This window comes from Varibaculum massiliense (genome assembly GCF_900106855.1).
In the GTDB taxonomy this organism is placed as follows: domain Bacteria; phylum Actinomycetota; class Actinomycetes; order Actinomycetales; family Actinomycetaceae; genus Varibaculum; species Varibaculum massiliense.
Genome location: NZ_FNWI01000004.1, coordinates 619,214 through 632,443 on the forward strand (window position 1 = coordinate 619,214; position 13,230 = coordinate 632,443).

The following is a 13,230-nucleotide window of genomic DNA, read 5'->3' on the forward strand; positions in this document are numbered from 1 at the left end:
CAGATTTCAGATACTGGCAGCTATCCTCGTTCTAAAAATTCCTGTTCTTCTTCGCTGACTCGCCGGGCAATTGCCTGCTGTAATACTTGATGCTGCTGTAGGTGCGGATCACCTGCAACCAGATGTTTCGCATCTTTGCGCGCTTGGGAGATCACTTCCTCGTCTGCCAATAAATCCAGGATTTTCAGGGAGGAGGCACGTCCGGATTGGCTATCTCCTAGAATGTCTCCACTCTCACGTAGCTGCAAATCAAATGCCGCCAATTCGAAACCATCGGTGGTTTTAGTGAAAGCATCGAGGCGGCGACTGGCAAGCGTGTCCGGTTGCACCCGGGACCAAACCAGGCAAACTCCCCCAAATTTACCGCGCCCTATTCGCCCCCGTAGCTGATGCAACTGAGCCAGACCAAACCTATCGGCATCTAGAATCACCATCATGGTTGCCTCAGGAACATCCACCCCTACTTCGATTACCGTAGTGGCTACCAGTAAGGGGGTTCTCCCAGCAGTAAAATCCGCCATCGCCTGGTCTTTTTCTTCCGCAGACATTTGACCATACAGAATCCCAATTTCGATTCCTTTTAACGCCGGTAAGGATCGCAGCTGGCTGACCGTATCGGAGACGTTTGCGATTGGTTCGCGGGCGTCCTCGCCTTCTTCACCCTCAGCCCCATCTGCACTCGTGGAGCCGGGATTAATCGCCGGGCACACTACAAAAACGCGATGACCAGCCGCAATTTCTTCGGCGGCGCGCTGCCAGGTGCGCGCTGTCCAAGTGCGATTAGCGGTATCTACCCGAAAAGTTTCCACTTTCGTCCGCCCGGGAGGCATTCCCTTTAAAGTCAGTAAATCTAGATCCCCAAACGAGGTCATAGCCACTGAGCGCGGTATGGGGGTAGCGGTCATCACCAGCAGGTGGGGGGTACCCGATTCGGCCTGTCGCAGCCGGTCACGCTGACGCACCCCGAACTTGTGCTGCTCATCAATCACTACCACCCCGGGGGAAGTAAGCATCACCCGCTGAGAAAGCAAAGCATGAGTTCCCACAATCAACGCTGGTTGCCCAGTTTTTAGCGCATCCAAAGTCCGGTTTTTCTCGGCAGTTGGCATCGAGGAGGTAAGACGATAAATCGGGACTCCCTCTGTCCCCCGCAAAGTAAATCCCCCCGGCTGGGCATATTCGCCCAAAAGACCGGTGAGGGTAGAAAAATGCTGGTGTACCAACACTTCGGTGGGCGCCATGAAGATTCCTTGCCGCCCGCCATCTACTGCCCGCAACATCGCCAGCAGCGACACCACGGTTTTCCCCGACCCCACATCCCCCTGGAGCAGCAAGTTCATAGGGCGAGGTGACTGTAACCGCTCGCCAATATCAGCCAAGGCTTGCTGCTGAAAATCAGTTAAAGCAAAGGGTAGCGAGGCGGCAACCCGCTCGGTAAATCCTCCGGGAAGCTCTTTTAACACCGGCGCATCCTCAGCGAGTTCTTGTCGCCGCTCAGCTAGCGCCGCCTGCAGCACGAAGGCTTCCTCGTAGCGAAAACGACTACGCGCCGCCTGGTAATCTGCGCGAGTTTGGGGATGATGAATCTGTTCTAAAGCCGTATTTATCTCTAATAAGCCCTGTTCTTTGCGGATTTCCGCGGGTAAGGGATCGGGCAGGGGGCGAAACTTTAGCTGATCTAAAACCACTGCAATCGCCTTTTGCGTGGTCCAGGTGGGTAGCCCGACCTTCGCGGGATAAATCGGTTCCGGACGCTGCGCCTGCACTTTCGCCGCCTGGTTACTGGTTACGTCCAGATTTTCGTCACTTACCTCCTGATAGGAGGGGTGGGACAGCTGCAAGCGTCCGCGATAAAGACTGGGGCGCCCAGAAAAAAGTTTCGTTTGCCCCACCTGCATCTGCGTGGACATCCAGTTGATCAGATGCTGGCTTTTTGCCCAAAACACCGCATCCATCAAATTTTCCCCATCGCTTAGCTGCAGGGAAAGCATCCATTTCCCGCCCCGAGTGCGTCGCCGCGAAGAATCTGCGATTTGGGCGATAACCGACTGTTCTTCCCCTAAGGTAAGCTGCGAAAAAGAGGTAAGCTCCCCCAGTTCGTGATAACGCCTGGGAAAGAAATACAACAGGTCAAGGGTGGTTTGCAGTCCAAACTTTTTCTCTAACTTTCCGGCGACGCGCCCTAGGACTTTCTTTAGAGGCTCCTCGGCTGCTGGGGTTTCTTGCTCGCTCACGAAGACAGTACCCCCACCAGGGTGTCACCGCTTTGCCCTCCACTGATTAGCTCTATCCGGATTCCGGGAGCCCCCTGTGAAAGCGCGTTTTGGATACGGGCAATCAACTCGGGATCCTCTCCTTTGCGGGTGAGGATCCGTGCCTGAATATCATTGGGGCTCACTGACGATGCCAGCAGCTCAAAGGGTGTTTTGGGCGAGACTGTCCACGTACGTTGGGTAGCTAACGCATCAAAGGTGCGCGAGCGTTGCAACTGGATTAGGTCAGGGGCTTCAATGGCGGAGGAAACTATTTGACAGCAGGCACGCGCTACTTCTAATACTTGCAGGTCATCTTGGGTGGGAGCCAGCATTACTTCAATCCCTTTATCTTTGGCGGGACGCACCAGGTTTGCTAATTCCGCCGCGCTCACCTGATCGCAGGGGAGAACTTGCACGACTTCCTGCTCCATTTCAGTGATTATTGGCAGCACTTCCTGGGGAATTCCGCGGCGCGAAAGTACCACCGTAGCACCTAGGTTAGCTAAATCCCCCACCAGTCCGGGAGCCGAAGCGTAGGCTAAAACCGCTGGTCTAATCGGGCGGATAGCGCGCGAGGAATCCAGACTCACCAGATTGGAGTTAGCGGGATCTTCCCTTTCACTAGGCAGCGGCGGGCGGGTTAAAATCATCCCCGATTTTTCCGGTAACAGTTCGATTACCCGCCGGGGATGCCGGCTGCGCACCAGCAGCATCCGCGGACCGATTCCCAACATATCGGCGCGCCCGGTCATCGCCCCATACACCCCGTTTTCTTCTAACTCAGCGCGCAGTCGCTGAAAACGAGAGTTATCGGCTTCCCCGCGCCAGGTCAACACTAGAGAGTTCATTCGCGAGGGTGCCGGCAGACCGAGATGGGAAGCGGGAACCATATCCCGCACCATCTGCAAACTGGTGGCTACCGCCCCCTGGTCTTGTTGATTCTCCTGACAATAAGTTTCTACCATCGCTGCCACTAGCAGCATTAATACTGCCGCACGCGCATCGGGACGTCCGTGATTTTCTTCTGCCCCCTCCACCAAGGCCACCTGGCTAGCCATCCAGGCACGCGAGAGAATATCTTCAATCGACATTTGCTCTGGCTGGGTTTCTAGCTCCGCGTTTATCTCTTCGATTAGTCCCGACAGGGTCGGAGGATCCAGGCGTTCCACGGCGGGCAACAGACAGCGCGTAGGGCACTGGCTGCTGGAACGCAATACTTTTAATAACTGCACCGGGTTTAAACCGGGAGAATTAGCTGCATTGGCGGCTGCGCTAAACAGCTCGGACAACACTATCCCAATCATCCCGCTGGCTCCCGCTAAGGCGGCATCGGCAATCGCTTCTAATACCCAGCTCACGTCCCTATCAGCACTGGGGGGCAGCCCAGCTACAGTCAAAGTCACTTTATCCCAGGTGAGTAGAGCATTTGCGCCAGTATCGGAATCCAGCTCACTTTGTGAATCCATGGCATCTAGTGCGCTTTGCGCCACCTGCAGTACTTCCCCGCTGACTTTGACCCAACGCCGGATATTACTTCCAGTAACTTGCAGGTCAAGGCGTTCATCAGACTCCAACGCTTTCGCCACATTTTCCCGTTTTCCCTTCGTCCTCGGTTTCACCGGTTTAGGAGCCATTTGCGGCATTTCAAAGTCAAGTAGCCCAGTTGTTCCTTCTACGGTGGTTTCTCCGGCTTTTTGGCTATTTTTTAGCCGCTCCTCCCGGGAGCTAGGACGCGGGGCGGGCTTATTGGGTTTTACGCTTTCCTTAACCTCAAAGGGATTTTTCTCTTCTTGCCCCTCATTATTGAGCGGCTCCGAACTGGCAGTAACCGTTTTTTTAGCTCGCGCGGCGCGCGCAAAATCCGCAAAGGAAAATAAATCCGCTAAGGGTTCTTCTTCGCCCACCGCCGCCTCCTTCGCAAAATAATGGCTAAGGATCTGTTTTATCCCGCCTTTATAGTCTAACGAGTTTTTCAGTGAAGCCTGGCACAATAACCACCTGGTAGTTGGCTGTTGCCCTTCGAATCAGTTAATCTGGTCGGGTTGCCGATATCTGGGCGTTATCGCTCAGAGCTAGAAGAATACTTGAAGGAGACTATCGTGGCTGCCACCTGTGACATCTGCGGAAAAGGCCCCGGTTTCGGGAAGAGCGTTTCGCACTCCCACCGGCGCACGAACCGCCGTTTTAACCCAAATATTCAAAGCGTGCGCGCCGTTGTTGGTAGCATGCGCAAGCGCATGAATGTTTGCACCAAGTGCCTGAAGTCTGGTCGGGTAACCCGCTAGTAAGCAGGACACAATCGGCGCCGTCTGCGAAAAGCAGGCGGCGTTATTTTTGTTTTCGCCCTGGAAAATTCTTCCATCTCAGCAGGGGATTCCGTGTAAACTTAGAAACGATACTGCGTCCGAAGTCAGACAGCTAAAGGATTCTCATGAGCCAGAACACCCCAAACCAATCCGGTAATTTTCCCAATAACCCGGGTCACCCTCCCGTTCCTAACAATCCGAATAACTCTTTAAAGCCGGAAGCTCCCGGCGGACAAAACCCTCAGATTCAGCCCTATCAAGCCCAAGGTGTAAGCCAAAGCCCAATGCCCGCTCCCCAAGGCGGCGACTATTACTGGAATAACAATGGTCAGGCTCAAGGCCAACCATTCCCCGGGCAGGCAACTCCGGGTAATTATCAGCAGTATTCGCCTTTCCCGGGACAACCAGTTCCAGGCACGGCATCCCCTATGCCGAATCCCGCAAGCGGGCAGTACCCGAATCAAAAATCTAAACTGGCTGCCGGTTTGCTTGGCATTTTCCTGGGTGGTTTAGGGGTGCATAACTTCTATCTCGGAAGAATAGGCAGGGCGGTTACTCAGCTACTAATTAGCCTACTTTCTCTAGGTTTCCTAGCTATTGTCTCTACTACCTGGGGTCTTATCGAAGGTATCTTAATTTTGACCGCGAAACCCGGGTCTTCTTGGGCAGTCGATGCCCGCGGGATACCTCTACGGGACTAGTTTGTCACTAAGGCGGTTCCGGCAGCTCCCAGTTTTCAGTTTCTAACCAGGAAAACCAGGCGGACAACTATCGCCGCTGATGCCACCGGCTCGCCATGTGAGCAACTTCAAACCCTGCCAAGGCGTTCTCAGCTTTCCTTAAGGTACCCTGGTCTGCTAGATTGGGTACTAACCGACCAGGAAACTGGTACGAAAGTGGAGGTTTTCCCACCTGGATGCTCTCGGGTATCGGGTAAGAACAGATGCTTAACGCATCTGCGCGTTTATCGCTGCCTCCGCTCAATAAGCGGGGGCTTTTCTTTTTAAGTTTGGCTCCCAAAAAATCTTAAGCAAGGAGTAGCTATCAGCAACGAGACACGCATTAATGACCGCATCCGGGTGAAAGAAGTACGCCTAGTTGGTCCCAGTGGGGAACAGGTAGGGGTAGTCCGGATCGAGGACGCATTGCGCCTAGCCACAGAAGCTGGCTTGGATCTAGTAGAGGTCGCACCCACGGCGAAACCTCCAGTTTGTAAGTTGATGGATTACGGCAAGTTCAAATACGAGGCTGCACAGAAGGCTCGTAACGCTCGCCGTAATCAAGTTAACTCCCAGCTAAAAGAGATTCGTTTCCGCCTCAAAATCGATGATCACGACTACGAAACCAAGAAAGGTCACGTAGTACGGTTCCTCGAAGGCGGGGACAAAGTAAAAGTCATGATTATGTTTCGCGGGCGCGAGCAGTCTCGCCCCGAGCTGGGCGTAAAACTTTTAGAACGCCTGGCTGCGGATGTAACCGAGATGGCCACCGTAGAATCTATGCCCCGCCAGGACGGGCGCAATATGACCATGGTGCTGGCTCCCACGAAACGTAAGCATCACACCAAATCGGATCAGCGTCGCCGCCGTGACCAAAAGCGCGGCGAAACTATGAACCGTCAACAACTTAAGGATGCCCGTAAAGCGCGCAAAGCTAAAGAGGCTCAGGAAACTGAAGCTGTAGCGAAAGCGAAAAAGTAGGGCCGTCCTAACCGCCTAAGAAACAGGCAAAACCACCGGCGCGCCGGTAGAGAGGAAAAACAATGCCGAAGATGAAGACGCACTCCGGTGCGAAGAAGCGCTTCCGCAGGACCGGAAGCGGCAAACTGATGCGGGAAAAGGCAGGAAAACGCCACCTGCTAGAACACAAGTCTTCCAAACTGACCCGTCGCCTCAGCCGCGATCAGGTAGTGGCACCCGCCGATGCCAAGCGTGTAAATAAGCTGCTGGCTGGCAACAAGTAGGCAAGGAGAGGATTAAGAGATATGGCACGCGTAAAACGAGCAGTAAACGCCAAGAAGAAACGTCGCACCGTATTGGATCGCGCCTCCGGTTACCGGGGTCAGCGTTCCCGCCTGTACCGCAAGGCTAAAGAACAGCTGCTGCACTCAGGCGTTTATTCCTATAACGATCGGCGCAAACGCAAGAATGATTTCCGGAAACTGTGGATTCAGCGGATTAATGCCGCTTGCCGCGCCCAGGATATGACCTATAACCGGTTCATCCAGGGGCTGCGCCTAGCGGAAATCGAAGTTGACCGCCGGATGCTCTCCGAATTAGCGGTTTACGATATTGACACCTTTAATCAGCTGGTAGAAAAAGCGAAAGCGGCTCTACCGAAGGACGTAAACGCTCCGGCTGCTTAAAGCCGCTAATAAGAAGTTAGCTTTTTGCTTAATCTACGCCTAGACACGATTGACAATCCTCGCTCCCAGCGGGTGCGGACCCTGGTCAATCTGTCTAGGCGTAGTTTTCGTTTAAAGCAAGGGTTACTGCTGGTAGAGGGGCCACAAGCTTGCGCCGAGCTGCTGCGTTTTTATCCGGAAGCGGTTCGTGACGTTTACGTTGAGGTCGGTGCGCCTTCCCCGGCTATCCAGGTGGCGCGGGAGGCACTAGGAGTTACTTCCTGGGTACATCCGGTAACCCGGCAGGTAATGAAGTTATTCGCACCCGCGGCGCAAGGAATTGCGACCACTGCCGAGCTTTCACTGCTCCCTAGCGCCAAGCTTCCCCCTGCGGAGGTTTCGAAAGAGGGCGCCTGGGCGGTATGCGCGCGGGTACAAGATCCCGGCAACCTGGGAACAATCATTCGGATTGCCGATGCCTGCGGTCTGGCGGGGGTGCTGGCTTTGGAAGGCTGCGCGGATTCCTCTAGCCCCAAAGTTATTCGCGCCAGTGCCGGGAGCCTGTTTCACCTGCCGGTTTACTCTGGTGCCTCCTTCAGTGCGTTAGGGGCGCTGAGCGAGGAAAGCGGCGGCTGCCTAGTGGGTCTGTCAGGAGCGGCCGAAACAGATTTACCGGCTTTTACCGCCTCTAGTAAAGTTACTGCCTCACCCTTGTTTATCTGCCTGGGTAATGAAGCCCAAGGTTTATCTAGCGAGGAAATCGCCCTCTGTAATCAAACCATCGCCATCCCTATGTGGGGAAAGGCGGAATCTCTTAATGTGGCGACTGCCGCTGCGATTGCCCTGTATGCCATCGCGAGTGCCCGCACTAAGTAGCATACTGGCGCTGTTTCTTAATGCTGGTTTGCGCAATTGGCACAGAGGCCAAAAATGTCTGCCATATGTTCGATATCGCTGAATTGGTAGCGCTGGGAAATCTCGGCAATCCACTGTTCTAACTGGTCATCTTGAATATCTACGGTGTAACCACAACTTCGACACACCAGGTGGTGATGGTGACGCCTGGCCGCACACCGCCGATAGAGGGTTTCGCCCTCTTCGGACCGCAAACTATCCAGCTCTCCGATCTCGGTTAGGGTCTGCAGGTTACGATAGACCGTAGCTAATCCCACGTTTTGCCCAGCTGCCACCAGAGCGGCATGTACTTGCTGGGCAGAACGAAAATCCGTTTCATCAGCCATGATTGCCATAATGGCGTCCCGTTGCCGGGTTTTACGCTGCATTGCCATTGCTGCTCCTAACTAGTTCTCCTCGCTTCACCGCTGCCGTAAAAGACAGATTTTCCTAACTGCCGCTTCCAGGGCGTATTGCGGATCTCGGCTGGCTCCTTTAGCGTCCTCATCCGCTTGCGCAATAATTTTAATCGCTGCCGCCAGCTGCGAATCTTTCCATCCGCGCACCTCTCGCCGGACTTTTTCTACCTGCCAAGGCGCCATTCCCAGCTGGGAGGGGTTTACTCCCCGCACGCTTACTTTTGCCAGGTTACGAAACTTGAGGGCGAGCGCACCCCCAATCGCAACCGGCTCCACTCCGGAAGAAAACGCTTGCCGCAGCAACACCAGGGCGCGTGAAAGATTCCCCACCGCCGCCGCATCGGCTACGTTAAACCCGGTAGCCCCCACTCGCGATCCGTAGAATTGCTGTACTGCCTGCAAGGTTACTGCCTGCGGATAGTCAGAGACCAGCTGGCGGGCAGCGCCGATTAGTTCCGCTAGATCCCCACCGAGCGCATCTACCAGTAGCTGCGCCCCAGCTGGCTCTATGCGTCCACCCGCGGTGCGGACTTCTTCGACCACTAACGCCAATTTGTCGCGGGCATTCTTTAATTTAGCGACTTTAACTTCCCTAGCTCCCGCTTTCTTTATCTTGTCTACCTGGCGTTTTCCTTTATTGGAGCCATCGTGAAGCGCTACCACCCAGCAATCTGGTTGCGGAGCAGATAGATAAGCTACTAAGTCTGCCCCCAAGGCTTCATCGGCAGATTCAAAATCGGGGATCACTACCAGCCGAGCTTCTCCGAACAATGAGGGAGAGGTCAAAGATTCCAGGGAGCCGGCCTGGTATTCAGTGGCACTGATTTCCGTAACCGCCAGGGAAGGATCCTGGTTGCGTCCCAGTTGCTTTAAGCGAGCAAGGGCGCGATCTGCTAGCAGTTTCTCTGAGCCGCGAATTAATACGGCGGACGCCAGGGCGCAATCGCGCCAACTCATCTGCTTTGAGACCATGCTTTAACATTGCCACCTATCTCCATTTTTGGAAAGTAGCAACGCAAAATAAACATAACCCCGGCAGCAACTGCGCCCAAAGCTATAATCCCGGGAATTCCTTGTGGCCAGGGCAGGACGGCGAAACGGTTACCAGCGACCCCGCGAGCTACCAGCATCACCCAGCTACATCCCGCTCCCAAGATTTTAGCTAGTAAAGTACCTGGCAGTGGTAAGAAGGTCAAGAAAGCCCCTCCCCAAATCAGCAAGGTAACCACCGGGGCGATAGCCAGATTCGCTAATACGGTCAAAGTGTTGATTCCGGGACGGATTAACAGTTGCCCCGGCAAACAAGCAAGCTGCGCCACCAGGCTAACTGCACTAACCGTCAAAAAAGCCACCAGAAATTTTCCCCCAAGCGCGCGGTATTTTTCGCTTACTATCCGAGGCACCCGCCCGCTCCCCTTCCTTTCTAAACATTTCAGTTTTTCTTGGAGCCTTTCCTCTAAAGGTTTAGCTACCAGCACGATTGCGGCGGTGGCACTAACTGAAAGTAAAAATCCAGCGTCCTGACCAAAAGCGGGATTAAAGATTAGGAGCCCGATTACTGCCACTTGGAGGGCGCTAAAAGAGCGGGGTTCTCTGCCCCTGGCTAGAGCCAGTATGCTTACCATGCCCATTACCGCGGCGCGCAGCAGTGAGGGCGCCGGCCCCAGCAGCAGACAGTAACCTATTAACAGACTTCCACACGCCACTAGGCGCCAGCGGCGCCTCAGACCGGCAGTCAGCAGTGCCACTAAGGACAGCAACACGGAGATATGCATCCCAGACACACAGGTTATATGGACAATTCCGGCAGTTTTCAGCGCTTCGGTATCCGCGGAGGCATCAGCGCGGATTCCCAGGATCATGGCTGGCAGTAGCGTGGCTGCTGCCGGGGATTTTACGGCTTCTAGCTTTTCTTCCAGCCTGGCCGCGAATTTTTGTTTGAGAGCCGCGAGACCGCGCGGCCCGGCTCTAATCTTTGGGGTAGCCATGATTTGCGCAGGGATCTGAAAAATCATATTTGCGCTGGTAAAATCGTTTATATTTGAATTGATTCCCGCAGCGCGATGTGGTTTTCCCAATTTCAGGCTGGTTTCTAGCACGGTTCCGCGTGGATATGCTTTTAGGTGCTGACCGAAGGCCACCACTTTCAGGCGGGTTTTAACCTGTGGAGTGTGCGGTAATCTGGCTTCTAATAGCTGCAACTGGGTTATTTGTTGCTCACTGCCGGGCGCATATTTTCGCGGTGGCGCTTCTACCCTTGCCAACACTCGAACTTTAGAGACCTCCCCTTGCCAAGCGCGCGCTAAGGGATCTGCGGATACTTCCCGTACAACCTGTGAAACCGACAGCCCCACCCCGCCAAAAGCCGCTACCGCCAGGGCAAGTATTAACCCTACCCCTGCTAGATGCCGGCGATAAACGGCCATTAGCAACCCTGCCGCTGCCGCCAAAGCTAAGAAACTGACAATCGGTTCCCACTCCAAAGGCAAAGCCGGCAAAAACAGCGCCCCTAACCAGGCAGAAACCGCTGCCGGTAATAATCGCAAATCTAAAATGCGCTGATTCATGTGCAGCTAGATTTTGATTAACTCCGCCAAGGCGGCATATTTCTTTTCTCCGATTCCGGAAACATTTTTTAGATCCTCAATGCTTTGGAATCGTCCCTGCTCTTTGCGATAAGCCACAATCCGTTGCGCCAAAGCCTCCCCTACTCCGGGCAACTGTTGTAACTGTTCTTTGGAGGCGTCATTGATAGAAATTTTTCCCCCGCCCCCGGTAGCTATTCCTTCACCCTCTCCACCTGCCCCCGCACTACCTTCTTCACTGGAGCTGCCGGCGCTATCATCGATACCTACCCGGATCTGCTCCCCATCACTGACTTTGCGCGCCAAGTTCAGCCCTGATAAATCCGTACCCGCTAGCGCTCCCCCGGCGGCCTTAATCGCGTCCTGTACCCGAGCAGATGCCTCCAGACGTACCACCCCCGGTTTATTAACTTTTCCCACTACATCTACCAGCACCGCCCCACCAGTTGTCGATGTGGGTGCTGATGCGGAACTGATAGTAGGGACCGGTAAAGAAGCCGGGCTGGAAGGATTTTTCCTTTGCGCCCCCCCCGCCAGTACTGCCACGATGACGATGACAACCAGTGCCACTGCCACTATCTGCGGGGAGGGAAGCAGACGCGCTCGCAACCCCCCTTTGGACGAGCGCAAACGCCCCTCGGCCTGTTCTAAGAGTTTTTCACCCTGCCCGGCGCTGCGGGTGGCCTGGCGAAACTGCGCGCGGGTATAGCTGGATTTTTCCTGATCCATAGGGCGAAACTATTTTCTGCGACTTTTATCCGCAATCTGGACTCTGCAGCTAACAGGATAAAGCGGCGTTATCTACCCCTGGGGACAAACCCTAAAGTCGCTAACCCCACAATAGAACTCGGATAAAGGCGGGTTAAACGCCTATTTCCCCGCATCCAAAGTCCGCAACTTTTCTAAAGCTGCCATTAAATCCGGGCTCAAGGGGGCTTCGAAAGTCATTTTTTTACCGGTTACCGGGTGCATAAAACTTAGAGAAACTGCATGCAACCACTGCCGCTCTAAGCCGAGCTTCTTTGCCAACTCCGGATTTCCTCCATAGATAGGATCGCCCACCAGGCAATGTCTCATTGCCTGCGCATGCACCCGAATCTGATGCGTTCTGCCGGTTTCTAGCTGGATTTCCAGTAGCGAAACCCCCGGTAACCTCTCTAAAGTGCGATAATGGGTAACCGCCGGTCTTCCCCCCGTTACCACCGCCATTTTGAAATCCCGGGAGGGGTGCCGCCCAATCGGGGCGGAAATGGTTCCCTGCGGCGGCTCAAAATACCCTTGCACCAGAGCGTGATAAATCTTTTCCACCCGGCGGGCGCGAAAATCATCTTGAAGCTGCCGGTATGCTACCTCCGTCTTCGCCACCACCAGGGCGCCGGAGGTACCGACATCTAAGCGATGCACAATCCCAATCCGCTCTCGCGGCCCAGATGTACAAATCTGGTGACCCGCCGCTAGCAGGGCGCCATTAACCGTAGGTCCCTTCCATCCGGGAGCGGTATGCGCGGCTACCCCCACCGGTTTATTGACCACCACGATATCGGCGTCCTCAAAAAGAACCGGCAGTTCAAAGGGTATTTCCAAACTTTTTGGGGAGGCATCCGGAAGGAGTACTTCCACCTGATCTCCGGGAAAGACCTCGGCGGATTTACGAGGAATTTTCCCATTTACTTTCACATCGCATTGGTTAATCAGCTTGGCAACTAGGGAACGTGAAAGCTGTAGTTCACTGGCTAATACCTGGTCAAGACGCATCCCCTGCACTAAATCAGGCAGACGCATCGTAACCCGTTCACGCATCGGTACCTCGCACCCGCTCCGGTTTGTAGGTATGCTTTCCGCTGGTAGAAGGTACGCCCAGCACCACCAGCACTACCACGGTAATAACCCCCACTACGATAGCAATATCTGCGATATTCCCTACAAACATTCCGCGGTAGTTCAAGAAATCAATCACATGCCCGCGAAAGATTCCCGGAGGGCGAGTGAGCCGGTCAACCAAGTTTCCTAGCGCTCCCCCCGCTAATAGCCCGAGGGATAGTTGCCATGCCAGATTGGTCATCGCTCGCCCACTCCAAATAATGATTGCCAGTACTGCCGCTGCAATCACCGAAAATACCCAGGTGAAACTTTCGGCTAGGGAAAAGGCTGCGCCGGGGTTGCGTACCAGTTGCAGACCAATAAAGGTACCGATTAGGGGCTTAGGGGCAGCTCCTACTTCTAGGGTGCTGAGTGCCCAAGCTTTGGTGGCTTGGTCAATAATCAGCACCGGCACGGCGATAAATGCAAATATCACCAGGAGTGGGGCGACTGGCTTCTTCTCTCGCTTATTCATCTTCTTCCCAGATTGGTTAAGTCTATGACTAAATTTAATAAAAAAGTAGCGATGCCACCACTTGCGTGGTGGCATCGCTTCATCCTCCCTGG

14 protein-coding genes are annotated in these 13,230 nt (G+C 54.4%); 6 read left to right on the forward strand and 8 right to left on the reverse strand.

Annotated elements, in window-relative coordinates:
• Nucleotides 1–20: 20 nt before the first annotated feature.
• Together BQ5456_RS02810 and BQ5456_RS02815 are read right to left on the reverse strand one after the other, a co-directional pair.
• On the reverse strand, nucleotides 21–2,234 hold the full coding sequence (locus BQ5456_RS02810; RefSeq protein ID WP_071128651.1) for an ATP-dependent DNA helicase RecG: 2,214 nt from the start codon (nucleotides 2,232–2,234) through the stop codon (nucleotides 21–23).
• Entirely contained in the window at nucleotides 2,231–4,159 is a 1,929-nt protein-coding gene (locus BQ5456_RS02815; RefSeq protein WP_143037006.1) for a DAK2 domain-containing protein, read from the reverse strand. Before BQ5456_RS02815 ends, BQ5456_RS02810 begins: the two co-directional genes overlap by 4 nt.
• A gap of 195 nt (nucleotides 4,160–4,354) precedes the next feature.
• On the opposite strand from BQ5456_RS02815, the gene rpmB reads away from it, so the two are divergent.
• The 6 genes from rpmB to BQ5456_RS02840 all read left to right on the forward strand — a co-directional run bounded on the left by rpmB (nucleotide 4,355) and on the right by BQ5456_RS02840 (nucleotide 7,781).
• Nucleotides 4,355–4,540 (forward strand): 50S ribosomal protein L28, encoded by a 186-nt coding sequence (rpmB, locus tag BQ5456_RS10070; RefSeq protein WP_072509285.1) that lies wholly within the window; start codon nucleotides 4,355–4,357, stop codon nucleotides 4,538–4,540.
• Nucleotides 4,541–4,686: 146 nt separating this feature from the next.
• Nucleotides 4,687–5,262 (forward strand): TM2 domain-containing protein, encoded by a 576-nt coding sequence (locus tag BQ5456_RS02820; RefSeq protein WP_071128653.1) that lies wholly within the window; start codon nucleotides 4,687–4,689, stop codon nucleotides 5,260–5,262.
• 360 nt (nucleotides 5,263–5,622) lie between these two features.
• Nucleotides 5,623–6,261 (forward strand): translation initiation factor IF-3, encoded by a 639-nt coding sequence (gene infC, locus BQ5456_RS02825; protein ID WP_268872104.1) that lies wholly within the window; start codon nucleotides 5,623–5,625, stop codon nucleotides 6,259–6,261.
• Nucleotides 6,262–6,323: 62 nt separating this feature from the next.
• Nucleotides 6,324–6,524, forward strand: a complete 201-nt coding sequence (gene rpmI, locus BQ5456_RS02830; protein ID WP_071128655.1) for a 50S ribosomal protein L35 — start codon at nucleotides 6,324–6,326, stop codon at nucleotides 6,522–6,524.
• 21 nt (nucleotides 6,525–6,545) lie between these two features.
• Nucleotides 6,546–6,926: a 50S ribosomal protein L20 gene (rplT, locus tag BQ5456_RS02835; RefSeq protein ID WP_071128656.1), complete on the forward strand. Its 381-nt coding sequence runs from the start codon at nucleotides 6,546–6,548 to the stop codon at nucleotides 6,924–6,926.
• Nucleotides 6,927–6,950: 24 nt separating this feature from the next.
• A complete protein-coding gene (locus BQ5456_RS02840) occupies nucleotides 6,951–7,781 on the forward strand; it encodes a TrmH family RNA methyltransferase (protein WP_071128657.1) in 831 nt (276 codons plus the stop codon).
• 17 nt (nucleotides 7,782–7,798) lie between these two features.
• On the opposite strand, the gene BQ5456_RS02845 is transcribed toward BQ5456_RS02840, so the two are convergent.
• The 6 genes from BQ5456_RS02845 to lspA all read right to left on the reverse strand — a co-directional run bounded on the left by BQ5456_RS02845 (nucleotide 7,799) and on the right by lspA (nucleotide 13,138).
• Complete coding sequence (locus BQ5456_RS02845) at nucleotides 7,799–8,194, reverse strand: Fur family transcriptional regulator (protein WP_071128658.1); 396 nt, start codon at nucleotides 8,192–8,194, stop codon at nucleotides 7,799–7,801.
• Nucleotides 8,195–8,221: 27 nt separating this feature from the next.
• The gene (holA, locus tag BQ5456_RS02850) at nucleotides 8,222–9,190 is read right to left on the reverse strand and encodes a DNA polymerase III subunit delta (protein ID WP_071128659.1); all 969 of its coding nucleotides are present in this window, start codon (nucleotides 9,188–9,190) and stop codon (nucleotides 8,222–8,224) included.
• Nucleotides 9,172–10,785 (reverse strand): ComEC/Rec2 family competence protein, encoded by a 1,614-nt coding sequence (locus BQ5456_RS02855; RefSeq protein ID WP_071128660.1) that lies wholly within the window; start codon nucleotides 10,783–10,785, stop codon nucleotides 9,172–9,174. The genes holA and BQ5456_RS02855 overlap by 19 nt, the downstream gene beginning before the upstream one ends.
• 6 nt (nucleotides 10,786–10,791) lie before the next feature.
• Nucleotides 10,792–11,532, reverse strand: a complete 741-nt coding sequence (locus tag BQ5456_RS02860; RefSeq protein WP_071128661.1) for a ComEA family DNA-binding protein — start codon at nucleotides 11,530–11,532, stop codon at nucleotides 10,792–10,794.
• A gap of 141 nt (nucleotides 11,533–11,673) precedes the next feature.
• Entirely contained in the window at nucleotides 11,674–12,603 is a 930-nt protein-coding gene (locus BQ5456_RS02865) for an RluA family pseudouridine synthase (RefSeq protein WP_071128662.1), read from the reverse strand.
• A complete protein-coding gene (gene lspA / locus BQ5456_RS02870; RefSeq protein WP_071128663.1) occupies nucleotides 12,596–13,138 on the reverse strand; it encodes a signal peptidase II in 543 nt (180 codons plus the stop codon). The genes BQ5456_RS02865 and lspA overlap by 8 nt, the downstream gene beginning before the upstream one ends.
• Nucleotides 13,139–13,230 lie beyond the last annotated feature (92 nt).